The following is a 23,922-nucleotide window of genomic DNA, read 5'->3' as shown; positions in this document are numbered from 1 at the left end:
ATGAAGAAAAATTTAAAAGTTATTAAAACTAAAGCATTTACTTTGATTGAAATGTTACTCGTGCTTTTAATTATAAGTTTGTTACTTATTTTAATCATTCCAAATATAGCGAAACAATCTAAACATATTCAATCTACAGGGTGTGAGGCTCAAATAAAAATGGTTGAGAGTCAAATCGAAGCTTACACATTGAAACATAATAAAAAGCCAGATTCGATCGAAATCCTCGTATCAGAAGGTTATATTAAGAGTAATCAAAAACAATGTAAAAATGGTTCAACTTTATCTATAAATAATGGTGAAGTAGTTGCGAGTTCTTAAAGCCTTTACTTATTTAGAAATGATTTTTGTTTTAGGTATTATTAGTATTTTACTTTTTATACAAACGCAATTTTTACACGGCGACATCAACGAAAATCAAATGCATCAACATAAATTAAAAAACATTATTGCACATTTTACTTATCTTAAGTCTCAAGCTATACGTAATCAACATTATGTATCAGTCATTTTCGATAAATATTCAAATAAAATCAAAATAATGGAACTGGAACACCGACATCCACCAATTGAGCTAGGACAAGAAAGTTATATTCATCCTCGCACAAATTTAAATTATGTATCTTTTGATAAGCGAGGACATATTAATAAATTTGGTTCATTTTATATTTCAATTCAAAATAAATTATATCGAATCATATTTCATATCGAAAAAGGGCGTATGCGTTTTGAAAAAGTTAAAATGTGAAGCTTCATTATGTTTAGACGCCTTACTTTCGTTTGCACTAATAATGACAATATGCACTATTTTTATACCCATGTTAAAACAGCAAAATATGACTACACTAAATAAATTAAATGATATTGAAATGAAAAGGCGCCTAATTACGATTATTCAAAACTCTTCGAAAAATCAATTAAAATCAGGTATTTCAACAGATGAATATAAAATAAAACTAGACGCCAAAAAATTATGTATTGCTAAAAAGGGAACAAAGGATGAAAAATGTTATACGAAGAATTAATGCTTTTACGTATATAGAAGCTATTTTTACACTTTTTATCACTGTATTAATATTATCAGTAGTACCTATATTAATAAAAACATCATCTACCATCCATCAGGTTTACAATAATCCAGCTTTTGTTGAATTAGAATTTTATGCATATGATATGACTAAAGACTTGCAGTCAGCAAAAAATGCAGAATTTCATACAAACATTAGTAATGACACACTTATAATGAAAACTAAGCACAGAATAACACGTTATGAATTTAAAAATTTTAAAATCGTCAAAACGATAAATGGTGGTGGAAATATTACTATGCTTAATAATGTATTGAATGTCAGATATGAAATTAAAAACAAAACAATCGTTGTACATCTTAAATTATTAGAAAGTGGACATAAATTTGAAAAAACTATTTATTTTTAAATGTAAAGCCTACATGTATCCTTTTGTCACAGTTCTTTTTATGCTATATTTATCTTTAATTACATCGAATATTTATCAATTTTCAATGCAACAAAAAACATTAGATAATTTAGAAAAATCATATGAAAAACGACTTCATATATTAATCAAAGAGGAAGATATATTTGGCAAATAACAGTAGACATCCATTAATTTTCATCGGATTTATGGGAACTGGTAAATCCACTTTAGCAAAACATATTTCGAACAATGAACAACTTTCATTTGTTGATTTAGATAGTTATATTGTAAAAAAAGAAAACAAATCGATACCTCAAATCTTTTCAGATAGTGGTGAAAGTGGTTTTAGAAAGCTCGAAACAAAGTATTTAGAAGAATGTATTAACAAATATGATGTGATAGCTACAGGTGGGGGTATTATTGAAAGCGCTACTGCTCTAAAATTACTTGCATCACAGCAATATGTATTTTGGTTAGATTGCGATTTAAATATTATCTATGACAGGATTAAAAATGATTCTAATAGACCCAATGCTAACAATAAAAGTTATTCAGAATTAAATGACTTGTATTTGAAAAGGGTTTCAAGATATAATGAAATCGCATTCACGAAATTAGATAGTGCAAATCCAATTTCAATCTTATATGAAGTTGTGATGAATCATATTAATAGCGATTGATCAGTATTAGAGAGAATGTGGTTGGGCAAAATATCCCTAAATTTTTTGTATTTTAGGTTTTATCATTTTGTTCAATACCCATCGCCGAAGGTGCAAGTTATACGAAACTCTCAGGCAAAAAGGATAATACTGTGACGCAAACCTGAAAATTATTAACAGGGTAGGCTTTGTCTACTCTGTTTTTTTAATATCAAATGTAGGAGGGGTATGAATGTCTAGTGAATTAAAGAAAACACCTTTATATCAAAGTTTTGTTGATGCTGGTGCTAAAATTGTTGAATTTGGTGGTTGGGCAATGCCTGTTCAATTTTCAAGTATTAAAGAAGAACATAACGCAGTCAGAAACAGCATGGGTTTATTTGATGTAAGTCATATGGGTGAAGTACTCATTAAAGGTAAAGATGCATCAAAGTATGTTCAATATTTATTGACGAACGATACTGACAAAGTTACTACAAGCAAAGCTCAATATACTGCTTTATGTAATGATGAGGGCGGTATCATTGATGATTTAATCACATATAAATTAGATGAAAATGTTTATTTGTTAGTTGTGAATGCAGGCAATACTGTAAAAGATTTTGAATGGATTCAACAACAATCAGAACAATTTGACGTTGAAGTACAGAATGTATCAGATAAATACGGTCAATTAGCCTTACAGGGTCCTGAGGCAAGAGCATTCGTAAAAGAGCATGTCGACACCGACATCGATGAAATGAAGCCGTTTGATTTCAAACAACATGTTTCATTTTTTGATAAAGAAGTGATTCTTTCCCAGTCTGGATATACTGGTGAAGATGGATTTGAAATTTATTGTAATTCTGAAGATTGTGAATTCTTATGGGAAAAATTATTATCATTTGATATTCAACCATGTGGTTTAGGCGCAAGAGATACTTTAAGACTTGAAGCTGGGTTGCCATTGCACGGCCAAGATTTAACAGAAGAAGTTACACCATATGAAGCAGGAATAGCTTTTGCAGCTAAACCCTTAATTGAAGCTGAATTTATAGGAAAATCTGTGTTGAAAGATCAAAAAGAACATGGTTCAAAAGTGAGAGCAATCGGTATTGAAATGATAGATAAGGGTATCCCAAGAACGGGATATATTATATTTGATAATGATGAAAATGAAATTGGTATAGTCACTTCAGGTACTCAGTCACCTTCAAGTGGAAAATCAATTGGTTTAGCTCAAATTGACCGTGAAGCATTTGAAATGGGTAAAGAAATCATTATTCAAGTTAGAAAAAGAAAAGTAAAAGCAAAAATTGTAAAGAAAAATCATATAACTGAATAAAACAAAGGGGTGTTATTGTGAGTCATCGTTATATACCACTTACAGAAGAAGATAAAAAAGAAATGCTCAGTACCATTGGTGCGCAATCAATTGAAGATTTATTTGGTGATGTACCAGAAAATGTACGTCTGAATAGAGAATTAGCTATACCGGATGAAGAATCAGAAACTACTTTAACAAAAAGATTAAGTAGAGTCGCTCAAAAAAATGTTACGAAAGAAACACATACATCATTTTTAGGTGCAGGTGTTTATGATCATTATGCACCATCTGTTGTAGATGCTATGATTTCACGTTCAGAGTTTTATTCTGCATATACACCTTATCAACCTGAGATTTCGCAAGGTGAGCTTCAAGCTATTTTTGAATTTCAAACTTTAATTTGTGAATTAACTGATATGGATATTGCAAATTCTTCTATGTACGATGGGATTACGAGTTTTGCCGAAGCATGTATCTTAGCATTTAATCAAACTAAGAAAAATAAAATAGTAGTTTCTAAGGGGATGCATTATCAAGCGTTACAAGTCCTTAAAACTTATATAAAAACACGTAAAGAATTTGAAATTGTAGAAGTGGATTTAGATGGTACGATTACAGACCTCACTAAATTAGAAAATGCAATTGATGATGATACAGCAGCAGTAGCGGTTCAATATCCGAATTTCTATGGTTCAATTGAAGATTTAGAAAAAATACAATCATTCATTAAAGACAAAAAAGCATTATTTATTGTATATGCTAATCCATTAGCGCTCGGTTTACTTACACCACCTGGAAGTTTCGGCGCAGATATTGTGGTAGGGGATACACAAACTTTCGGTATTCCTACACAATTCGGTGGTCCACATTGTGGCTTTTTTGCTACTACAAAAAAGTTAATGCGTAAAATACCAGGTCGTCTAGTAGGCCAAACAGAAGATAAAGATGGTTACCGTGGATTTGTTTTAACACTTCAAGCACGTGAACAACATATTCGCCGTGATAAAGCCACATCAAATATTTGTTCAAACCAAGCATTAAATGCGCTTGCGTCATCTATATGTATGTCTGCTTTAGGTAAACAAGGTGTTTATGAAATAGCAGAGCGCAACTTTGAAAATGCTAATTATGCAAAAACACAATTCAAACAAGCTGGTTTCGAAGTATCAGATGCAACATCATTTAATGAATTCGTAGTTAAATTCGATTCACCAATTAAAGATATCAATGATGCTTTAATTCAAGAAGGTATCATCGGTGGTTTTGATTTAGGAGAAGCTGATTCAAAGTTTAATAATCATATGCTCATTGCAGTTACTGAATTACGAACAAAAGATGAGATTGATACATTCGTTAAGAAAGCAGGTGAAATCAATGGTAAGTAAATCTAGTCCACTTATATTTGAACGTTCAAAAAAAGATCGTTTTGCATATTCATTGCCAAAAAAAGAAATTGATAATAATGCAGTTGAAGACTTATTAGATGATAAATTTGTCAGAAAAAATAAAGCAGAATTACCTGAAGTTGCAGAATTAGACTTAGTACGCCATTACACAGAACTTTCTAATAAAAACTTTGGGGTTGATTCAGGTTTCTATCCACTCGGTTCATGTACGATGAAGTACAATCCTAAAGTCAATGAAAAAGTAGCACGTATTCCTGGCTTTGCAGAGTCTCATCCTCTTCAAGATGAATCTCAAATACAAGGCTCATTAGAAATTATTCACAGTTTACAAGAAGAGTTAAAAGAAATTACTGGTATGGATGAAGTCACTTTACAACCTGCTGCTGGCGCCCACGGTGAGTGGACAGCACTCATGATTTTCAAAGCATATCATGAAAAAAACGGAGAAGGTCATCGTGACGAAGTGATTGTGCCAGATTCAGCACACGGAACGAACCCAGCTTCTGCAGCATTCGCTGGTTTTAAATCTGTAACTGTTAAATCGAATGAACGAGGCGAAGTTGACATTGACGATTTAAAACGTGTGGTAAGTGGTAACACAGCCGCGATTATGTTAACTAACCCAAATACGCTAGGTATTTTCGAAAAAAATATTATGGAAATACGTAATATTGTACATGAAGTTGGCGGGCTATTGTATTATGATGGAGCAAACTTAAATGCAATTATGGATAAAGTTAGACCAGGAGATATGGGCTTCGATGCTGTTCATTTAAACTTACACAAAACATTTACCGGTCCACATGGAGGCGGTGGCCCTGGTTCAGGTCCTGTTGGTGTAGTTAAAGAACTTGCAAGTTTCTTACCTAAACCAATGGTCGTTAAAGACAACGATGTTTATAAATATGATAATGACATCAAAGATTCTATTGGACGTGTAAAACCATTTTACGGAAACTTTGGTATTTATCTGAGAGCATATACTTATATCCGTTCTATGGGGAATAAGGGCTTACAAGAAGTATCAGAAGCAGCAGTCCTCAACGCAAATTACATTAAAGCTCGCTTAAAAGATCATTTTGAAGTGCCGTACGAACAATTTTGTAAGCATGAGTTTGTATTAAGTGGTTCTAAACAAAAAGCTGAAGGTGTGCGTACACTAGATATGGCAAAACGTTTACTAGATTTTGGTTTCCATCCACCAACAATCTATTTCCCACTTAATGTCGAAGAAGGTATGATGATTGAACCAACAGAAACTGAATCTAAAGAAACGTTAGATTTCTTCTGCGATACAATGATACAAATTGCAAATGAAGCTAAAGAAGATCCAGATAAAGTATTAGAAGCTCCGCATACAACAATTATTGATCGCTTAGATGAAACTCAAGCAGCACGTAAACCAGTATTAAAATTTGAAGGATTAAAAAGCGAAAAATAAATAAACCTCAACTTTAAAAAATTGAACTAACAAAAATAAAAATAAGCGCATGAATAACATCAATATAGATGTATTTCATGTGCTTATTTTGTAGTGTCAGAAAATAAAAAACAACTGTCGAGTGTGAGACGAATGTGCACAATCGAACAGTTGTGTAAAATGATTTATAGGTTTTGTAATTATTAAAGCTAGATTTTATTTTTTCGACTTAATTTTACCAGTCCATTTTTTATATCCGCCTTTTAACATATAAACGTCAGTATAACCATTTTTCTTTAAAATTCTAGCAGCGCGATAGCTCGAAATACCATTACCATCACATAAATAGATAGGTTGATCTTTTCTCAATCCTTGGAAACGTTGCTTAAACATAGTGATTGGAATATTTCTTGCACCATTGATATGACCGTAATCATAGTCAACTTTTTCTCTCACATCTATGACTTGAGCTTTCCTTAATCCATTATGGAATTCATTTTGATTTAATTCCGTTACTGATCTTTTATTAACAAGATAATAATATAACATGTAAGCTATAATGGCAATGAGAACAGCTAGCGCTATAAACCAAAGATTACTCATCTTGCATCCTCCCTAAAATACCGATATTATATATTATAAGACTGTTAAACATATTTATCAAAAGTTTTTTACTATTAAATTGAAATAAATTACGCATAGTTACAATGAATTGTAAACGGTCTCATTGTAGATGTTTGTATTTATTAATTTTGTTAGGAGTTTTTCGCATGACTGAAACATGGAATTTTATAAATACGGGTAGTCGAGACCCGTTTTATAATATGGCTTTAGACGAAGCATTACTCAATTTTGTATCTCGTGGGGAAATTGACCCAGTGATACGTTTTTATACATGGGATCCCGCTACTTTATCTATTGGTTACTTCCAAAGATTAACGAAAGAAATAGATATAGATAAAGTAAACGAAAAGGGATATGGTTTAGTACGACGTCAAACTGGTGGGAGAGGCGTTTTACACGATAAAGAGTTAACATATAGCGTGATTGTACCGGAATCTCACCCAGAAATGCCTTCAACTATAACAGAAGCGTATAGAGTTATTTCTGAAGGCTTGCTTCAAGGATTTAAATCGCTCGGTTTTGATGCACATTTTGCGATACCTCGTACTAAAGAAGAAAAAGATAAGTTAAAACAGCCACGAAGTGCAGTTTGTTTTGACTCACCAAGTTGGTATGAACTCGTTGTTGAAGGCCGAAAGATTGCTGGAAGTGCACAAGTAAGACAAAAGGGCGTTATTTTACAACATGGTTCTCTGCTTCAAGATATAGATATAGAAGATTTGTTTGATATGTTTAAATTTAAAAATGACCGTCTTAAAGCAAAAATGAAAGAAGCATTTGTTGAAAAAGCGGTAGCTATTAATGATATTTCTGATCGACATATTACCATTGATGAAATGGAAGAGGCTTTCGAGCAAGGTTTTAAGCAAGGCCTTAATATTGATTTCAAACCATTAACATTAACTGATGCACAGCAACAAGAAGTTAATGAGCTAATTGAAAAATATAAATCAGACGAGTGGAATTATCGTAAATAAATAAAAAAGCAGTCGTTACTTTTCAAAAGTAACGACTGCTTTTTATTATAATTACTTATCTTCTACGATTTTGTCGTTTGTGTTTACGTAGGGCTCTTTTATATTTGCGCTGATCTTCTGTTAAGAAGAAGAAATAATAAATTAAATATATGATACCTACGATAATTGCTAAATTAATTAACATAGAAACAAAGCTAAATAGAAAATGATTTATATTTAATATTAAACCGACCGCAGCAACGGCCAGAACAATATAAAATAATATTTGTTTAAACATGCTTTAACACTCCCAAAACAACGTCAACTTTGTAAGTTACTTAAACTAATTTCTGACAAGGCTTGTTGTCCTTTTTTTAATTTCTTCTTGTCTTTGCCGTTATATCCGTCTCGAATATCATTCATAGCATCACTTAGTTTTTTATTTAACTTACCAATTTTTTTCTTTTCATCTTTTGTATCATCACTCATTTTTTCATTGTCGATGTCGCTTTTATAATTGTTGTACGCGGATTCCATTTTATTAGATACATCAGTTAATTTATCTTGAATTTTGGAATTCCCTTTATTTTTAGAGACATCGCCCTCTATTTTATTATATTGAGAAAGGGCTTTTGTGACTTCATTATAGTAAGCTGATGATGCTTTTAAATTAGTGTATTTCTTCTTATTAGATTTTGCTTGCTTTTCATTGTTTTTATCTTTTTCTAATGCACTAATTTTTTCTTTTTCACTATTAATGCTATGTTTTAAGTCTTGGATATTACTTTTTAATTTATGGTTTTCTTCTTGTAATTTAGTCGATTTATCTTCTAACGGCGTTAAATTTTGGCTCCCACACCCGGCTAAAAGACAAGATGCACCTAAAAATGCTACAATTTTTTTCTTCATTATTTTCTCCTAATTCAAAAACTGTAATTTTCTATATATATTATGCTATCATTTTATAGTATATAAAGAAAATGTACAAATTAATTGTATAGGGGGAGCGCAATGTCAAGAATAGATAAATTAATTTCAGAATTAACTTCAAAAGAAATTGAAGGTGTTGTCATTTTATCAGATTTTAATAGACGATACTTATCTGGATTTACTGGAACGAGCGGGGCATTAATTATTACTGAAAATGATAAGCGATTAATTACAGACTTTAGATATATTGATCAAGCAACGAGACAAGCTCCAGATTTTGAAATCGTTAACCAACAAGAAACACCAACAAATGAAATACTGAACCAATTCAAACAGTTAAATATTAAAAATATTGGTTTTGAAGGTAATTTACTAAGTTATGATATGTATGAAGCGCTCAATCAAAGTCAAACAAGATTAACAAGTGTCTCAGGCTTAGTTGAAAAAATTAGAGAAGTGAAAGACGCCTCTGAAATAGAAATTATACAAAAAGCTGCAGAAATCGTAGACGAAACATTTGAATATATATTAACTGTGGCTACAGCAGGTATGACAGAACAACAACTTAAAGCAAAATTAGAAAGTAAAATGCTTGAGTTAGGCGCAGAAGGAACATCATTTGATACGATTGTAGCTTCTGGTTATAGAGGCGCATTACCTCATGGCGTGGCGAGTGATAAAGTCATTGAAAAAGGTGACATGATTACTCTAGACTTTGGTGCATATTATAAAGGTTATGCTTCTGACATCACTAGAACATTTGCAATTGGTGAACCTGATCCAAAAATGAAAGAAATTTATCAAATTGTACTTGACGCTAATGAAAAGGCTATTGAAGCAATAAAACCAGGAATGACTGGTAAACAATTAGACGCTATTGCACGAGATTATATTGCTGAAAAAGGGTATGGAGAATTATTCGGACATTCATTAGGGCATGGTATAGGTTTAGATGTACACGAAGGTCCAATGCTTTCAAAAAGATTTGAGAATGAATTAACCATCAATAATTGTGTTACAATTGAACCTGGCATATATGTCGAAGGTTTAGGTGGCGTTCGAATCGAGGATGATGTACTAGTCACAGAAAATGGCTGTCAACGCTTTACTAAATCCTCAAAAAATCTTATTATTTTATAGAAGACCTTACAATTTAGGAGGAAACTAAATGATTTCGGTGAATGATTTTAAAACAGGATTAACAATTTCAGTAGACAATGGTATTTGGAAAGTTATTGATTTCCAACATGTTAAACCAGGTAAAGGATCAGCATTTGTGCGTTCAAAATTACGTAACTTAAGAACAGGTGCGATTCAAGAAAAAACATTCAGAGCTGGTGAAAAAGTTGAACAAGCAATGATTGAAAATCGTCGTATGCAATACTTATATGCAGATGGTGAAATGCATGTGTTTATGGACAATCAAACGTTCGAACAAACAGAATTACCAGAAGATTACCTTAAACATGAGTTGAAATTTTTAAAAGCAAATATGGAAGTTCAAATCCAAAGCTATGAAGGTGAAACAATTGGTATTGAATTACCAAAAACTGTTGAACTCGAAGTAACTGAAACGGAACCTGGTATTAAAGGTGATACAGCTACAGGAGCTACAAAATCTGCTACAGTTGAGACAGGTTATTCACTTAATGTACCTTTATTCGTAAATGAAGGCGACGTACTTGTAGTAAATACAAGTGATGGTAGTTACATTTCAAGAGCGTAAACATATCGTGCAATTTACTTTGCAATTTTTAAATCAGCCTGGGACCCCAAATTGTCTCAGGCTGAATTTGTTTTGACGGAGGTTATTCGACCATCAAAATTGTAATAATTCATTTTTAAGTAATTATATGCTTGAATTGAATATTTTGCTAAAGTAAAATACAATAGGTAAATGATAACAATCTAAAGGAGTCTGTAATATGAACTTTAAAGAAATAAAAGAATTGATTGAAATTCTAGATAAATCAAGTCTAACTGAGATTAATGTTGAGGATAAAGGAAATCATATTAAATTAAAAAAAGAAAAAGAAACTGAAATCATCACTCCACAAATCGGACAACAACAACCTGTTCAACAAGTAGCTCCACAACAAAATGCAGCTTCTGCACCAGCAGATGCACCGGCTAATGAAGGTCAATCTAAGACTGAAATTGATGATAATTTACAAACAATCAATGCACCAATGGTAGGTACATTCTATAAATCTCCTTCACCAGAAGAAAGTCCATATGTAGAAGTAGGCGATTCTGTTTCTAACGAGTCAACCGTATGTATATTAGAAGCAATGAAGTTATTCAATGAAATTCAAGCTGAAGTCTCAGGAGTTATCGCTGAAATCTTAGTAGAAGACGGTCAAATGGTAGAGTATGGCCAACCGTTATTTAAGGTGAAATAATGAAGAAAATATTAATTGCTAACCGAGGAGAAATTGCGGTAAGAATTATCAGAGCGTGCCACGATTTAGGTTTACAAACCGTAGCGATATACTCAGAAGGAGATAAAGACGCATTACATACTCAAATTGCTGATGAAGCATATTGCGTCGGACCAACGCTTTCAAAAGATTCGTACCTTAATATCCCGAATATTTTATCTATTGCAACTTCAACAGGTTGTGATGGTATCCATCCAGGTTATGGATTTTTAGCAGAGAATGGTGATTTCGCAGAATTATGTGAAGCCTGCCAACTTAAATTTATCGGACCAAGTCATGAGTCTATACAAAAAATGGGGATTAAAGACGTTGCAAAAGAAGAAATGAAACGTGCCGATGTGCCTGTTGTTCCAGGTAGTGAAGGTTTAGTTGAAGATATTAAAGCAGCGAAAACGTTAGCTAAAAAAATTGGCTACCCAATTATTATTAAAGCTACTGCAGGTGGTGGTGGAAAAGGAATTCGTGTTGCTCGTAACGAGAAAGAATTAGAAACTGGTTTCAAAATGACGCAACAGGAAGCTGAAACTGCATTCGGTAACGGTGGACTTTATCTAGAAAAATTTATTGAAAACTTTAGACATATTGAAATCCAAATCGTTGGGGACAGATTTGGTAATGTGATTCATCTAGGTGAACGTGATTGTACAATACAACGTAGAATGCAAAAACTAGTTGAAGAAGCCCCATCACCTATACTTTCTGAAGCTCAACGTCAGGAAATGGGAAATGCGGCTATCAGAGCTGCGAAAGCAGTAAATTATGAAAATGCAGGTACAATTGAATTTATTTATGATTTAAATAGTAATGATTTCTACTTTATGGAAATGAATACACGTATTCAAGTTGAACATCCTGTTACCGAAATGGTTACAGGTATTGACCTAGTGAAACTACAATTGCAAATTGCAATGGGAGAAGCTTTACCTTATAAACAAGAAGATATTAATATACAAGGCCATGCAATAGAATTTCGTATTAATGCAGAGAACCCGTATAAAAACTTTATGCCTTCACCAGGTAAAATATCTCAATACTTAGCACCAGGTGGATATGGAGTCAGAATTGAATCAGCATGTTATACTAATTATACAATCCCACCTTATTATGATTCTATGGTCGCTAAGTTAATTATTCACGAGCCGACTAGGGACGAAGCTATTTTAGCAGGCTTACGTGCACTAGGTGAATTCCTAGTTTTAGGCATCGATACAACGATACCATTCCATATAAGACTGTTAAATAATGATATTTTCAGAAGTGGAGAATTTAACACAAACTTCTTAGAAACATACAATATTATGGAAGATTAATTTATTAGGAGGTATGTTGTCCATGGTCAAAGTATCTGAAACTACTAATTCCAATTTAGGGAATATAGAAATTGCACCAGAAATTTTAATTGTCATAGCAAGTATCGCAACATCAGAGGTAAAAGGGATACGAGGGCATTTTAAAGAAATTCAAAATAGCCGTATTGAAGAAATTAGTAAAAAGCAACTCAACAAAGGAGTTAAGATTGAAACTAAATCAGACGGTATTAAAATAGATATATATTGCCCTATCTCATATAATGTAAATATTTCAGAAACAGCTAGAGAAATACAAGAGACCGTATTTAATTCAATTGTTAATATGACTAAGATTCAGCCAAGTCAAATTAATGTGCACATTACAAATATAGAACATACTTCTTAATATTTATAAATTAATAGTAATTTCAACTTTAAAGAAATAGAGAGTACACGTTGCCGATTGCATTGATATAAAATGCATCATTGACAACTGCTCTCACATCTTTATTGTTCAATAAAATAACCATTTGAAGGAGTATAAAATGAGTCGAAAAGAATCAAGAATTCAAGCCTTTCAAACTCTATTTCAATTAGAAATGATTAATAGTGATTTAACAATCGAAGAAGCAATAAGCTTTATTAAGGATGATAATCCAGATTTAGAATTTGATTTTATACATTGGCTCGTAACTGGAGTGAAAGATCACGAAGCCGTATTAGATAAAAAAATAGAGCCACATTTAAAGGATTGGAAAATGGATCGATTATTGAAATCTGATCGTATTATTTTACGTATGTCTACATATGAATTACAACATGGTTCTACACCTCATAAGGTCGTTATAAATGAAGCAGTTGAATTAACAAAGCAATTTAGCGATGAAGACCATTATAAATTTATTAACGGTGTTCTAAGCAATATTGATTAAAAGAGTGAGATAAATGACTGAATATTTAAGTGTTTCTGCAATTACAAAATATATAAAGTATAAGTTTGATCAGGATCCCCATTTGCAATCAGTGCTAATTAAAGGCGAATTATCAAACTTTAAACAACATAGTAGCGGACATCTATACTTTAATGTCAAAGATAAAAATAGTGTTATCCAAGCGATGATGTTTAAAGGGAATGCTTCAAAACTTGATTTTTCACCAAAAGAAGGGGACGAAGTTTTAATAGAAGCACGTATTTCGGTTTATGAACGTCGAGGAAATTATCAAATCTACGTTAATAAAATGCATATCGATGGTGTAGGTAACCTATACCAAAAGTTAGAACAACTTAAGAAGAAGCTTACTAAAGAAGGCTACTTTGATCAAAATATTAAAAAAACGATACCTCAATTCCCTAAAAAAATAGCTATATTAACTGCGGGGACTGGTGCAGCAATTCGTGATATACATAGTACTATAAATAGTAGATACCCGCTTGTGGAACAAATACAAATCAATACGCTCGTACAAGGCGAACAAGCAAAAGATAATATCGTGGAAAATATCAAACAGGCGGATCAGCTTGACGTCGATACGATTATTATTGGTAGAGGCGGTGGCTCGATTGAAGATTTGTGGAACTTTAATGAAGAAGCAGTCGTACAAGCAATTTACCAATGTCGTACACCCATCATTTCAGCAGTGGGACACGAAACTGATTTCACATTAAGTGATTTCGTTGCAGATGTAAGAGCTGCCACACCAACTCAAGCTGCTGTAATTGCCACACCTGATCAATATGAAATTAGACAATATTTACAACAAACGCAATTGACATTGACACGTTTTATAAAACAATTCGTTATAAAGCAACGTAAACAATTAGAACACTTAAGTAGTTATTATAAATTTAAAACACCGTCCTTATTATATGATCAACAAATTCAAAGAAGAGATGATCTCGAGAAGCAAATAAAGTTAAATATGGAACTGAAGTTGAAAAATCATAAACAACAACTCCAATTATTAAATAACCGTATTAATCTCAAAGATTTTCAGCATTTTATCAATCGAGAGCAACGTTCTTTACAACAACAACATGTTTCTCTAACAAAAGTGATGACACAAAATATCGATCATTTAAAAAACCAACTTGCAAGAAAGCTGGAGAATTTAAATAATTTAAGCCCAACGAATACGATGTTACGTGGATATACTATTGTGAATAAGGGTAATCAAGTGGTGACAAGCGCACATGATTTAAATCAAGATGATAATATTGTGTTGACGATGAAAGATGGTTCAGTAGATGCACAAGTTAAGAAAGTTAGGTGTAATGATGACGAATGAAAATCAAAGTTTTGAAGATATGATGAAAGAGTTAGAAAATATTGTCCAAAAGCTTGATAATGAGAATGTTTCATTAGAGGAATCACTCAACTTATATCAACGTGGCATGAAACTTTCAGCAAATTGTGATGAAACGTTGAAAGAAGCAGAGCAAAAAGTTAACGAATTAATGACAGAAAACAATGAGGAGCAAACAAACAGTAATGATGAACCAAAAGATGCATAATTTGACTGAAGAAATGAACACTTTGCTAGCAAATTCTATACCCAATTCTAATTTAGGTACCGATTTAGAAGAAAGCATGTCTTACTCTTTAAATGCTGGTGGAAAACGTATCCGTCCTGTCTTACTACTACTAACTTTAGAAATGTTAGAAGGAGACAAATCTAAAGGGTTAGCAACAGCTACTGCCTTAGAAATGATTCATACGTATTCTTTAATTCATGATGACTTACCAGCTATGGATGATGATGATTATCGTCGTGGTAAATTAACAAACCACAAGGTATATGGTGAGTGGAAAGCCATATTAGCAGGAGATGCTTTATTAACGAAAGCATTTGATTTAATTGCTAATGATCAATCACTTAATTCAGATATAAAAGTGAGACTCCTGCAAAGATTATCATTTGCCAGTGGACATCTTGGAATGGTCGGTGGACAAACATTAGATATGCAAAGTGAATCTCAACAAGTAAATTTAACAACATTAGAACAAATTCATCATGCAAAAACGGGCGCATTATTAAAGTTTGCTGTTATGGCTGCAGTCGATATCGCACAACCAAACGAAAATATTGCATCTTTACTAGAGACTTATAGTGAACATTTAGGTTTAATGTTCCAAATCAAAGATGATTTATTAGATATTTACGGTGATGAACAAAAGTTAGGTAAAGCTGTAGGTAGTGATATCAACAATGATAAGAGTACATACGTATCGTTGCTAGGTATCGAAGGTGCTGAAGAAAAATTAGCACAACATAAAACTGAAGCATATGAATGTTTAAAACAATTATCATCCGAATATGATACTCAATACTTAGATGCAATTGTAAAATTATTTAGTGAACGCGAATCTTAATTATCCAATTTATAAGTTATTAATAATAGAATAAAATGTTAAAATCATACTGCTGTAATGTAGTGTGATTTTTTCTATGATATGTAACTTTTTTATATTTATTCATAAGATACATATTCAATTTTTAGCTATGGAATTATGGTTATATTAAAAATGTTAATGTTAAAATTTTAATATAACGATAGTCACGCATTTTATCTCATAATATATACATTATGATTAGTAGTAGTCAAAGTCTCCATATGTTAAAATATTTGTATAAATATTCGTATATGAGGTGTATAAAAATGGCTAAAAAATCTGTGAGGCATATAAAAATTAGAGAAATCATCTCGAATGAAAAAATTGAAACACAAGATGACTTAGTAAAACGTTTAAATGAATATGAATTGAACGTTACGCAAGCAACGGTTTCAAGAGACATTAAAGAATTACAACTAATAAAGGTGCCAACACCTACAGGTCAATATGTTTATAGCCTTCCAAATGATAGAAAGTACCATCCACTTGAAAAATTAGGACGCTATTTAATGGATTCATTCGTAAATATTGATGGTACTGATAATCTATTAGTATTAAAAACGTTACCAGGAAATGCGCAGTCCATAGGTGCAATTTTAGACCAAATTGATTGGGACGAAGTATTAGGAACAATTTGTGGTGACGATACATGTTTAATTATTTGTAAGGACCAGAAAGCTAGTGAAAGCATCAAGACACGTATCTTTAATCTATTATAAGTTTTTAAGGAAGTGATTTCGTAATGTTACAAACCTTATCCATTAAACAATTCGCCATTATTGATGAATTGGAAGTTCATTTTGGCGATGGATTAACTGTGCTCAGTGGTGAAACTGGCTCTGGTAAATCAATTATTATAGACGCAATAGGTCAATTAATTGGTATGCGTGCTTCATCTGATTTCGTTAGACATGGAGAAAAGAAATCAATTATAGAAGGTATTTTCGATATAGATGAAAGTAAAGAAGCTATTTCATTACTTCACGATTTATCTATCGATATTGATGAAGATTTTCTACTTGTTAAAAGAGAAATATTTAGTTCAGGAAAAAGTATTTGCCGTATCAACAATCAAATCGTAACTTTACAAGATTTGAGAAAAGTAATGCAAGAGTTGCTAGATATACATGGTCAACATGAAACGCAATCTTTATTAAAACAAAAATACCATTTACGCTTATTGGATCATTATGCTGAGGATCGTTATTCGAAATTTTTAAAACAATATGAAGATACATTTGATGCATACAGTGCTAAAAAGAAAGAGCTAGAAGAGTTAGAAACGGCAGATCAAGCACTCTTACAAAGATTGGATTTGTTAAAATTCCAACACGAAGAATTAAAAGAGGCAAAGTTAGTTGAAAATGAAGTTGACCAATTAGAAAAAGATATTAAACGCATTCAAAATTCTGAAAACTTAAGTCTTTCGCTAAATAGTGCACATGTCACGTTAACTGATGAGCATGCCATTACTGATCGGCTTTATGAATTGAGTCAGCAACTTCAGACTATTAATGAAATCATACCAGGACAATATGATCAATTGAAAGAGGAAGTAGACCAGTTTTATTATACGTTAGAAGATGCAAAGCATCAGTTGTATGATGAACTCTCAAATACGGAATTCGATGAACAATATTTAAATACACTAGAAAGCCGTATGAATTTATTAAATAACTTGAAACGTAAATATGGTAAAAATATCAATGAATTAATCGTTTATCAAAGTAAGCTAGAAAATGAAATCAATAAAATAGAAAACTACGAAGAAAGTACTTCAGATTTACGTTTACAAATTGATCAATTATATGAAAAAGTGATGGATTTTGGCCAAAAACTTTCGAAAGAACGTAGAACTGTAGCACAGTCGTTACGTGATCATATCGTAGAAGAAATTCATAATTTACAAATGAAAGATGCAAATTTAGAAATTTCATTTAAACCGCTAGAACAACCGACACGTGAGGGTATTGAATTTGTTGAGTTTCTCATCAGCCCAAACAAAGGTGAACCTTTAAAAAGTTTAAACAAAATAGCTTCAGGCGGAGAATTATCAAGAATCATGTTAGCGTTAAAATCTATTTTCGTTAAAACGAGAGGTCAGACTGCGATACTTTTTGATGAAGTTGATTCTGGTGTGTCTGGACAAGCTGCGCAAAAAATGGCTGAAAAGATGAAAGACTTATCGCAACATATTCAAGTTATATGTATTTCTCATTTACCACAAGTTGCAGCGATGAGTGATCATCACTTATTGATAAGTAAAGCATCAGAGGATGATCGCACAACAACACAAGTAAAGGAATTAACGGGTGAAGGATGTATTGAAGAAGTGGCACGAATGATAGCAGGTGCAAGTGTTACAGAACTCACTAAACAAAATGCCAAGGAAATGATTCAACAAAATAAATAAACAAAATGTCAGCATGAAACTCAATCATTTTGTACAATTATGAAATGGAATAAGCTGCTTATTCAACATCAAAATGAGTAATAATCTTTTAAAATTAATTGCTAAATAAAATGCATTCATTTGATAAATGTAATATTAAATCATAGAATTAAAATTGAAAATGTGAAACAAAAAGTCAAAAAAAAGTTCGAACTGTAATGACTAGAATAGAATTTTATAATAAATCTAATACGCGAATTTACACGAAGTATGTATGATAAATAGAAATTGTTAGGAGTCACTTAAAATGTCAGAAGAACAATATGATTTAGTTATATTAGGCGGAGGGACGGCTGGCTATGTATCCGCAATTAGAGCATCTCAACTAGGTAAAAAGGTAGTTCTAGTCGAAAAATCATTGCTCGGTGGTACATGTTTACACAAAGGTTGTATCCCTACAAAAGCATTGTTGAAATCAGCAGAGGTTGCTAGAACAGTGAATGATGCAAGTGACTTTGGTATAGATGTGGATAGCTTCAAATTAAACTTTAAACGCATCCAAGAACGTAAAGCTGAAATTGTTAATCAAATGTTTCAAGGGGTAAACCATTTGATGCAACATAACAAAATAGATGTCTTCAACGGAACTGGTAGAATACTCGGCCCTTCAATATTTTCACCGCAAAGTGGAACAGTCTCTGTAGAATATGAAGATGGGGAATCAGAGCTCTTACCTAATAATAATGTCTTAATAAGCACAGGTTCTACACCTGCTGAGTTACCATTTTTACCGTTTGATCATAACGTTGTGCTTTCAAGTGACGATATTTTAACGATAGACGAACTTCCGCAATCATTGGCGATTATAGGCGGAGGTGTAATTGGTTTAGAATTTGCTTCCCTAATGACAGATTTCAATGTGGAAGTAACTGTGATTGAAGCAGGAGAACGCATCGTGCCAACTGAAAGCAAGCAAATAGCTAAAACACTGAAAAGTGAACTGACTGAGCGCGGTGTCAATTTCTTTGAAAACACACAACTGACTGAAGAAGATGTAACTGTTGAAGACTCAAATATTAAACTTCAACTCAACCAAGAAACTATTACTTTCGATAAAGCATTAGTTTCAATTGGCCGTAGCCCTAATACTTCAGATATTGGCTTAAATAATACAAAAATTAAATTAACTGAAAAAAATCACATTATTGTAAATGATTTCCAACAAACTGAAGATAAACATATATACGCTGCTGGCGATTGTATAGGCCAATTACAGCTTGCGCATGTTGGTTCAAAAGAAGGGATTACAGCAATTGATCATATGTTCGATGCATCACCAATTGCTATAGATTATTCTAAAATGCCTAAATGTATTTATACTGAACCAGAAGTTGCAAGTATCGGGCATAATATTGATGAGGCTAAAGCACAGAACATTAATGCTAAAGCAATTAAAGTACCATTTAAAGCAATAGGTAAAGCAGTAATAGAAAATGTACAACAACAAAAAGGATTTTGTGAAGTAGTCATTGACAAGGACAATGATGCAGTCATCGGAATAAATATGATTGGCCCACATGTGACCGAACTCATTAACGAAGTCTCATTATTCCAATTTATGAATGGTTCAACTCTTGAACTAGGTTTAACAACACACGCGCATCCTTCACTTTCTGAAATTTTGATGGAATTAGGATTAAAAGTAGAAAATAGAGCGATTCACGTGTGATTAGGAGGAAATATATATGTTTGATTATGAATCAGCTGGTTTAGACAAATCAGATCTTAAAACAATGTACAAATGGATGGATTTAGGCCGTAAAATTGATGAACGTATGTGGTTACTCAATCGGGCAGGTAAGATACCATTTGTAATTAGTTGCCAAGGCCAAGAAGCCGCGCAAATAGGTATGGCTTATGCTATGGAACAAGGAGATATTTCATCTCCGTACTATAGAGATCTAGCTTTAGTAACCTATCTAGGGATGACACCACTAGATTCTATGTTAGCTGCGTTTGGTAAAAGAGATGATATCAACTCAGGCGGAAAGCAAATGCCTTCACATTTTGGCAAAAAAGAAAAAGGCATTCTTTCACAAAGTTCTCCGGTCGGCACTCAAATCGTTCATGCAGTAGGGGCTGCACTCGCTTTAAAAATGGACAATAAACCTAACATTGCGATGACAACAGTAGGCGAAGGTAGTTCAAACCAAGGTGATTTTCACGAAGGTTTAAACTTCGCTGGAATACATAAATTACCGTTTATTTGTGTGATAGAAAATAATAAGTATGCGATTTCTGTACCAGACTCATTACAATATGGGGCTGAAAAGCTCTCGGATAGAGCTATTGGTTATGGTATACATGGTGAACACGTTGATGGCAACGACCCAATTGCAATGTTTAAAGTCATGAAAGAAGCAAGAGAACGTGCTTTAAATGGTGGCGGATCAACATTAATTGAAGCAATGTGTACAAGAATGACAGCTCACTCTTCTGATGATGATGACAAATACCGTACAATTGAAGAACGCGATGAGCTCAAAACACTTGATTGTAACTTAAGATTCAAATCATTTTTATTAGAAAATGAAATCATCGATGAAACATGGTTACAAGAAATAGAAGATGAACATAAAGCGCTCGTTAATGAAGCGACAAAAGAAGCAGAAAAAGCACCTTACCCGTCCGCAGAGGAAACTTATACGCACGTATATGATGAAGGGAGCTTAAACAATGGTTAAATTATCTTATTTAGAAGCAATTCACCAAGCCATAGATCAGTCAATGGAACAAGATGATAACGTCTTTGTATTAGGTGAAGATGTTGGGAAAAAAGGTGGCGTATTTGGTGTAACATTAGGCTTGCAACAAAAATATGGAGAAGCACGTGTGTTAGATACGCCTTTAGCTGAATCGAATATAGTAGGAACAAGTATTGGTGCAGCGATGTTAGGTAAAAGACCAGTAGCAGAAATCCAATTCGCAGAGTATATATTACCTGCAACGAACCAAATTATGAGTGAAGCTGCTAAAATGCGTTACCGTTCAAACAATGATTGGGATTGTCCTATTACAATTCGTTCACCGTTTGGTGGAGGTATCCACGGTGCATTATATCATTCACAAAGTATTGAATCTGTCTTTGCTTCAACGCCTGGTTTAACAATTGTAATCCCTTCAACACCTTATGATGCTAAAGGTTTGTTGCTCGCATCCATTGAGAGTAATGATCCTGTTCTTTATTTTGAACATAAAAAAGCTTACCGTTTACTTAAAGAAGAAGTTCCTGAAACGTATTATACTGTACCTATTGGAAAAGCAGATGTAAAAAGACAAGGTGATGATTTAACTGTCTTCACATATGGATTGTGTGTGAATTACTGTATTCAAGCCGCTGACATGTTAGAAGAAGATGGCTTTAATATTGAAGTAGTGGATTTGCGCACGGTTTATCCTTTAGATAAAGAAACAATTATTGAACGTGCTCGTCGTACGGGTAAAGTTTTATTAGTTACTGAAGATAATTTAGAGGGTAGTATTATATCAGAAGTAGCGGCGATTATTGCTGAGAACTGTTTATTTGATTTAGATGCACCTGTGATGCGCTTAGCAGGACCAGACGTGCCATCAATGCCGTTTTCTCCAACTTTAGAAGATGAGTTTATGATGAACCCTGATAAAATAAAGGTAAAAATGAAAGAACTAGCAGAATTTTAAGGAGGCTCAATTATGGAAATAAAAATGCCTAAACTAGGCGAAAGCGTACATGAAGGTACAATTGAGCAGTGGCTTGTGTCAGTTGGGGATACAATTGAAGAATACGAACCACTTTGTGAAGTGATTACAGATAAAGTAACAGCAGAAGTCCCATCGACATATGCTGGAACGGTAAAAGAAATTGTCGTCGATGAAGGCACAACAGTAGCTGTTGGTGATGTGATTTGCCATTTAGAAACAGATGAAAATGAAGCCGATACAACAGAAGAAGTTGAAAAAGATCAATTTGAGGAATCTGAAGATACTACACAACAAAACAATACCACTAATGGAGATGCCACGTCTGTTTCAAAACCTCAAACATCAAATGATACAAATTCAAAAAATAACGGTAGATATTCACCTGTTGTCTTCAGACTCGCATCAGAAAATCAAATTGATTTGACACAAGTTGAAGGTACAGGATTTGAAGGACGCGTTACGAAAAAAGATATTGAAAAGGTGATTGAGGCCGGTACTCATAAAATTGGCTCATCAACTCATGTCCCTAAAGATTCACCTCGGGTAGAACAACAAGTTAAATATAATGAGCCTTCTCCTGGAACTTCTATTCCTGTCGACGGAGTTAGAAAACAAATAGCGAATAACATGGTGAATAGTGTTAACGAAATCCCTCATGCTTGGATGATGGTAGAAGCTGATGCTACTAATCTTGTTAAAACGCGTAACTACCATAAACAAAATTTTAAAGATAGCGAAGGATATAATTTAACGTACTTTGCATTTTTCGTTAAAGCTGTCGCAGAAGGTCTAAAAGCTTATCCATTGTTAAATAGTAGTTGGAAAGATAAAGAAATTATTATGCATAAAGATATTAATATTTCAATTGCAGTAGCCGATGAAGATAAACTTTATGTTCCAGTTATTAAAAATGCCGATGAAAAATCAATTAAAGGCATTGCTAGAGAAATAAATGAACTTGCGTTAAAAGCAAGAAATCAAAAATTAAAATCAGAAGATATGCAAGGTGGTACTTTCACCGTTAATAATACGGGTACATTTGGATCCGTCTCTTCTATGGGTATAATTAATCACCCTCAAGCAGCAATATTGCAAATCGAATCTGTAATTAAAAAACCAGTTGTCATCGATGATATGATTGCAATTCGTCATATGGTAAATATGTGTATTTCCATTGATCATCGTATACTTGATGGCTTACAAGCAGGTAGATTTATGAATTTTGTAAAAACACGTATTGAACAATATACAATTGAACATACAAGTATATACTAAATGCGACAATAGATTAACTGTAGCTACAGCATAATTCTGATATTTTAATTGCTCTGAGCTACAGTTTTTTTATTAGTAAATAGTTCAAAGTCAAATTATTGCTAATTCTGATAAGCACGCTATTGTTTATAAACTCACTTGTTGAACTATGAAGTAGATATTAGTAAAATAGGACTATCAATTCAATATGAAAGGTGTCGATAACATGGATTTAAACTTCGATTTATATATGACAGATGTTGTCAATCAAGCTAGAAATGAAATAGAAGATGCAGGGTATGAACAATTAACTACTGCAGAAGAAGTTGATAAAGTATTACAACAGCAAGGTACATCATTAGTAATGGTCAATTCTGTTTGTGGTTGTGCGGGTGGTATTGCAAGACCAGCTGCAGCACATGCACTTCATTACGATAAATTGCCAGATAGACTTGTGACAGTATTTGCTGGTCAAGATAAAGAAGCAACACAACAGGCAAGAGATTATTTTGAAGGTTTTGCACCATCTAGTCCTTCATTTGCATTAGTTAAAGATGGTAAAATTACAGAAATGGTAGAGCGTCATCAAATAGAAGGACACGAAGTCATGGACGTTATTAATCAATTGCAATCACTATTTGATAAATATTGTGAAGAAAGATAGAGAAAAGATCA

Annotated in this window: 28 protein-coding genes and 1 riboswitch; of the genes, 25 read left to right on the top strand and 3 right to left on the bottom strand. The window is 32.9% G+C overall.

What is annotated here, in order from left to right; all coding sequences use genetic code 11:
- The 8 genes from comGC to gcvPB all read left to right on the top strand — a co-directional run bounded on the left by comGC (position 1) and on the right by gcvPB (position 6,249).
- The gene (gene comGC, locus QQM35_RS08850; protein WP_251520656.1) at positions 1–321 is read left to right on the top strand and encodes a competence type IV pilus major pilin ComGC; all 321 of its coding nucleotides are present in this window, start codon (positions 1–3) and stop codon (positions 319–321) included.
- Positions 308–748 carry a competence type IV pilus minor pilin ComGD gene (gene comGD, locus QQM35_RS08845; protein WP_251520659.1) on the top strand — a complete coding sequence of 147 codons (441 nt, stop codon included), beginning with the start codon at positions 308–310 and terminating at the stop codon, positions 746–748. The genes comGC and comGD overlap by 14 nt, the downstream gene beginning before the upstream one ends.
- Positions 729–1,025, top strand: a complete 297-nt coding sequence (locus QQM35_RS08840) for a hypothetical protein (protein ID WP_251520662.1) — start codon at positions 729–731, stop codon at positions 1,023–1,025. The genes comGD and QQM35_RS08840 overlap by 20 nt, the downstream gene beginning before the upstream one ends.
- On the top strand, positions 1,000–1,437 hold the full coding sequence (locus QQM35_RS08835; protein WP_251520665.1) for a ComGF family competence protein: 438 nt from the start codon (positions 1,000–1,002) through the stop codon (positions 1,435–1,437). Before QQM35_RS08840 ends, QQM35_RS08835 begins: the two co-directional genes overlap by 26 nt.
- Before the next feature lie 206 nt (positions 1,438–1,643).
- Positions 1,644–2,117 (top strand): shikimate kinase, encoded by a 474-nt coding sequence (locus QQM35_RS08830; protein WP_251520970.1) that lies wholly within the window; start codon positions 1,644–1,646, stop codon positions 2,115–2,117.
- Positions 2,114–2,254: riboswitch (glycine riboswitch) on the top strand. (Overlaps the previous gene by 4 nt.)
- 74 nt (positions 2,255–2,328) lie before the next feature.
- Positions 2,329–3,420 carry a glycine cleavage system aminomethyltransferase GcvT gene (gene gcvT, locus QQM35_RS08825; protein ID WP_251520668.1) on the top strand — a complete coding sequence of 364 codons (1,092 nt, stop codon included), beginning with the start codon at positions 2,329–2,331 and terminating at the stop codon, positions 3,418–3,420.
- Positions 3,421–3,437: 17 nt separating this feature from the next.
- Complete coding sequence (gcvPA, locus tag QQM35_RS08820; protein ID WP_251520671.1) at positions 3,438–4,787, top strand: aminomethyl-transferring glycine dehydrogenase subunit GcvPA; 1,350 nt, start codon at positions 3,438–3,440, stop codon at positions 4,785–4,787.
- Positions 4,777–6,249 (top strand): aminomethyl-transferring glycine dehydrogenase subunit GcvPB, encoded by a 1,473-nt coding sequence (gene gcvPB, locus QQM35_RS08815; protein WP_251520674.1) that lies wholly within the window; start codon positions 4,777–4,779, stop codon positions 6,247–6,249. The genes gcvPA and gcvPB overlap by 11 nt, the downstream gene beginning before the upstream one ends.
- Before the next feature lie 195 nt (positions 6,250–6,444).
- Here gcvPB and QQM35_RS08810 read toward each other — a convergent pair whose 3' ends face one another.
- Complete coding sequence (locus tag QQM35_RS08810; protein ID WP_251520677.1) at positions 6,445–6,831, bottom strand: rhodanese-like domain-containing protein; 387 nt, start codon at positions 6,829–6,831, stop codon at positions 6,445–6,447.
- 167 nt (positions 6,832–6,998) lie between these two features.
- Here QQM35_RS08810 and QQM35_RS08805 point away from each other — a divergent pair, with 167 nt between their 5' ends.
- On the top strand, positions 6,999–7,829 hold the full coding sequence (locus QQM35_RS08805) for a lipoate--protein ligase family protein (protein WP_251520681.1): 831 nt from the start codon (positions 6,999–7,001) through the stop codon (positions 7,827–7,829).
- 55 nt (positions 7,830–7,884) lie between these two features.
- On the opposite strand, the gene QQM35_RS08800 is transcribed toward QQM35_RS08805, so the two are convergent.
- Positions 7,885–8,106 carry an SA1362 family protein gene (locus QQM35_RS08800; RefSeq protein WP_251520684.1) on the bottom strand — a complete coding sequence of 74 codons (222 nt, stop codon included), beginning with the start codon at positions 8,104–8,106 and terminating at the stop codon, positions 7,885–7,887.
- Positions 8,107–8,129: 23 nt separating this feature from the next.
- Positions 8,130–8,717, bottom strand: coding sequence for a hypothetical protein (locus QQM35_RS08795; protein WP_251520687.1), 588 nt, complete (start codon positions 8,715–8,717; stop codon positions 8,130–8,132).
- Between the two features lie 102 nt (positions 8,718–8,819).
- Here QQM35_RS08795 and QQM35_RS08790 point away from each other — a divergent pair, with 102 nt between their 5' ends.
- From QQM35_RS08790 to brxB, 16 genes are all read left to right on the top strand, one after another.
- Positions 8,820–9,878, top strand: coding sequence for a M24 family metallopeptidase (locus QQM35_RS08790; protein WP_251520690.1), 1,059 nt, complete (start codon positions 8,820–8,822; stop codon positions 9,876–9,878).
- Between the two features lie 28 nt (positions 9,879–9,906).
- Positions 9,907–10,464, top strand: a complete 558-nt coding sequence (efp, locus tag QQM35_RS08785) for an elongation factor P (RefSeq protein WP_251520693.1) — start codon at positions 9,907–9,909, stop codon at positions 10,462–10,464.
- 199 nt (positions 10,465–10,663) lie between these two features.
- The gene (accB, locus tag QQM35_RS08780) at positions 10,664–11,140 is read left to right on the top strand and encodes an acetyl-CoA carboxylase biotin carboxyl carrier protein (protein ID WP_251520696.1); all 477 of its coding nucleotides are present in this window, start codon (positions 10,664–10,666) and stop codon (positions 11,138–11,140) included.
- Positions 11,140–12,489 (top strand): acetyl-CoA carboxylase biotin carboxylase subunit, encoded by a 1,350-nt coding sequence (gene accC, locus QQM35_RS08775; RefSeq protein ID WP_251942903.1) that lies wholly within the window; start codon positions 11,140–11,142, stop codon positions 12,487–12,489. The genes accB and accC overlap by 1 nt, the downstream gene beginning before the upstream one ends.
- Before the next feature lie 22 nt (positions 12,490–12,511).
- On the top strand, positions 12,512–12,874 hold the full coding sequence (locus QQM35_RS08770) for an Asp23/Gls24 family envelope stress response protein (RefSeq protein ID WP_251520702.1): 363 nt from the start codon (positions 12,512–12,514) through the stop codon (positions 12,872–12,874).
- Positions 12,875–13,013: 139 nt separating this feature from the next.
- The gene (gene nusB / locus QQM35_RS08765) at positions 13,014–13,400 is read left to right on the top strand and encodes a transcription antitermination factor NusB (RefSeq protein WP_251520705.1); all 387 of its coding nucleotides are present in this window, start codon (positions 13,014–13,016) and stop codon (positions 13,398–13,400) included.
- A 13-nt stretch (positions 13,401–13,413) separates the two neighbouring features.
- Positions 13,414–14,754, top strand: a complete 1,341-nt coding sequence (gene xseA, locus QQM35_RS08760; RefSeq protein ID WP_251520708.1) for an exodeoxyribonuclease VII large subunit — start codon at positions 13,414–13,416, stop codon at positions 14,752–14,754.
- The gene (locus tag QQM35_RS08755) at positions 14,744–14,980 is read left to right on the top strand and encodes an exodeoxyribonuclease VII small subunit (RefSeq protein WP_251520973.1); all 237 of its coding nucleotides are present in this window, start codon (positions 14,744–14,746) and stop codon (positions 14,978–14,980) included. The genes xseA and QQM35_RS08755 overlap by 11 nt, the downstream gene beginning before the upstream one ends.
- Positions 14,958–15,839 (top strand): polyprenyl synthetase family protein, encoded by an 882-nt coding sequence (locus QQM35_RS08750; protein ID WP_251520711.1) that lies wholly within the window; start codon positions 14,958–14,960, stop codon positions 15,837–15,839. The genes QQM35_RS08755 and QQM35_RS08750 overlap by 23 nt, the downstream gene beginning before the upstream one ends.
- Positions 15,840–16,126: 287 nt before the next feature.
- Complete coding sequence (ahrC, locus tag QQM35_RS08745) at positions 16,127–16,579, top strand: transcriptional regulator AhrC/ArgR (RefSeq protein WP_251942905.1); 453 nt, start codon at positions 16,127–16,129, stop codon at positions 16,577–16,579.
- Between the two features lie 23 nt (positions 16,580–16,602).
- Positions 16,603–18,273, top strand: coding sequence for a DNA repair protein RecN (recN, locus tag QQM35_RS08740; RefSeq protein ID WP_251520716.1), 1,671 nt, complete (start codon positions 16,603–16,605; stop codon positions 18,271–18,273).
- 286 nt (positions 18,274–18,559) lie between these two features.
- Positions 18,560–19,981, top strand: a complete 1,422-nt coding sequence (lpdA, locus tag QQM35_RS08735; RefSeq protein WP_342610334.1) for a dihydrolipoyl dehydrogenase — start codon at positions 18,560–18,562, stop codon at positions 19,979–19,981.
- Between the two features lie 16 nt (positions 19,982–19,997).
- Complete coding sequence (locus tag QQM35_RS08730; protein ID WP_251942911.1) at positions 19,998–20,996, top strand: thiamine pyrophosphate-dependent dehydrogenase E1 component subunit alpha; 999 nt, start codon at positions 19,998–20,000, stop codon at positions 20,994–20,996.
- Complete coding sequence (locus tag QQM35_RS08725; protein WP_251942913.1) at positions 20,989–21,972, top strand: alpha-ketoacid dehydrogenase subunit beta; 984 nt, start codon at positions 20,989–20,991, stop codon at positions 21,970–21,972. The genes QQM35_RS08730 and QQM35_RS08725 overlap by 8 nt, the downstream gene beginning before the upstream one ends.
- A gap of 12 nt (positions 21,973–21,984) precedes the next feature.
- Positions 21,985–23,268 carry a dihydrolipoamide acetyltransferase family protein gene (locus QQM35_RS08720; RefSeq protein WP_251520728.1) on the top strand — a complete coding sequence of 428 codons (1,284 nt, stop codon included), beginning with the start codon at positions 21,985–21,987 and terminating at the stop codon, positions 23,266–23,268.
- A 205-nt stretch (positions 23,269–23,473) separates the two neighbouring features.
- Positions 23,474–23,911: a bacilliredoxin BrxB gene (gene brxB, locus QQM35_RS08715; RefSeq protein WP_251520731.1), complete on the top strand. Its 438-nt coding sequence runs from the start codon at positions 23,474–23,476 to the stop codon at positions 23,909–23,911.
- The last annotated feature ends 11 nt before the right edge of the window (positions 23,912–23,922 follow it).

Origin of the sequence: Staphylococcus hsinchuensis, assembly GCF_038789205.1 — a bacterium.
GTDB lineage: Bacteria > Bacillota > Bacilli > Staphylococcales > Staphylococcaceae > Staphylococcus > Staphylococcus hsinchuensis.
This window is presented reverse-complemented; position numbering and strand designations above follow the sequence as displayed.

Coding starts and splice junctions, on each gene's coding strand:
- comGC (WP_251520656.1), top strand. CDS start 1: ATGAAGAAAAATTTAAAAGTTATTAAAACTAAAGCATTTACTTTGATT.
- QQM35_RS08835 (WP_251520665.1), top strand. CDS start 1,000: ATGAAAAATGTTATACGAAGAATTAATGCTTTTACGTATATAGAAGCT.
- QQM35_RS08830 (WP_251520970.1), top strand. CDS start 1,644: ATGGGAACTGGTAAATCCACTTTAGCAAAACATATTTCGAACAATGAA.
- gcvT (WP_251520668.1), top strand. CDS start 2,329: ATGTCTAGTGAATTAAAGAAAACACCTTTATATCAAAGTTTTGTTGAT.
- gcvPB (WP_251520674.1), top strand. CDS start 4,777: ATGGTAAGTAAATCTAGTCCACTTATATTTGAACGTTCAAAAAAAGAT.
- QQM35_RS08810 (WP_251520677.1), bottom strand. CDS start 6,831: ATGAGTAATCTTTGGTTTATAGCGCTAGCTGTTCTCATTGCCATTATA.
- QQM35_RS08805 (WP_251520681.1), top strand. CDS start 6,999: ATGACTGAAACATGGAATTTTATAAATACGGGTAGTCGAGACCCGTTT.
- QQM35_RS08800 (WP_251520684.1), bottom strand. CDS start 8,106: ATGTTTAAACAAATATTATTTTATATTGTTCTGGCCGTTGCTGCGGTC.
- QQM35_RS08795 (WP_251520687.1), bottom strand. CDS start 8,717: ATGAAGAAAAAAATTGTAGCATTTTTAGGTGCATCTTGTCTTTTAGCC.
- QQM35_RS08790 (WP_251520690.1), top strand. CDS start 8,820: ATGTCAAGAATAGATAAATTAATTTCAGAATTAACTTCAAAAGAAATT.
- efp (WP_251520693.1), top strand. CDS start 9,907: ATGATTTCGGTGAATGATTTTAAAACAGGATTAACAATTTCAGTAGAC.
- accB (WP_251520696.1), top strand. CDS start 10,664: ATGAACTTTAAAGAAATAAAAGAATTGATTGAAATTCTAGATAAATCA.
- accC (WP_251942903.1), top strand. CDS start 11,140: ATGAAGAAAATATTAATTGCTAACCGAGGAGAAATTGCGGTAAGAATT.
- QQM35_RS08770 (WP_251520702.1), top strand. CDS start 12,512: ATGGTCAAAGTATCTGAAACTACTAATTCCAATTTAGGGAATATAGAA.
- nusB (WP_251520705.1), top strand. CDS start 13,014: ATGAGTCGAAAAGAATCAAGAATTCAAGCCTTTCAAACTCTATTTCAA.
- xseA (WP_251520708.1), top strand. CDS start 13,414: ATGACTGAATATTTAAGTGTTTCTGCAATTACAAAATATATAAAGTAT.
- QQM35_RS08755 (WP_251520973.1), top strand. CDS start 14,744: ATGACGAATGAAAATCAAAGTTTTGAAGATATGATGAAAGAGTTAGAA.
- QQM35_RS08750 (WP_251520711.1), top strand. CDS start 14,958: ATGATGAACCAAAAGATGCATAATTTGACTGAAGAAATGAACACTTTG.
- ahrC (WP_251942905.1), top strand. CDS start 16,127: ATGGCTAAAAAATCTGTGAGGCATATAAAAATTAGAGAAATCATCTCG.
- recN (WP_251520716.1), top strand. CDS start 16,603: ATGTTACAAACCTTATCCATTAAACAATTCGCCATTATTGATGAATTG.
- lpdA (WP_342610334.1), top strand. CDS start 18,560: ATGTCAGAAGAACAATATGATTTAGTTATATTAGGCGGAGGGACGGCT.
- QQM35_RS08730 (WP_251942911.1), top strand. CDS start 19,998: ATGTTTGATTATGAATCAGCTGGTTTAGACAAATCAGATCTTAAAACA.
- QQM35_RS08725 (WP_251942913.1), top strand. CDS start 20,989: ATGGTTAAATTATCTTATTTAGAAGCAATTCACCAAGCCATAGATCAG.
- QQM35_RS08720 (WP_251520728.1), top strand. CDS start 21,985: ATGGAAATAAAAATGCCTAAACTAGGCGAAAGCGTACATGAAGGTACA.
- brxB (WP_251520731.1), top strand. CDS start 23,474: ATGGATTTAAACTTCGATTTATATATGACAGATGTTGTCAATCAAGCT.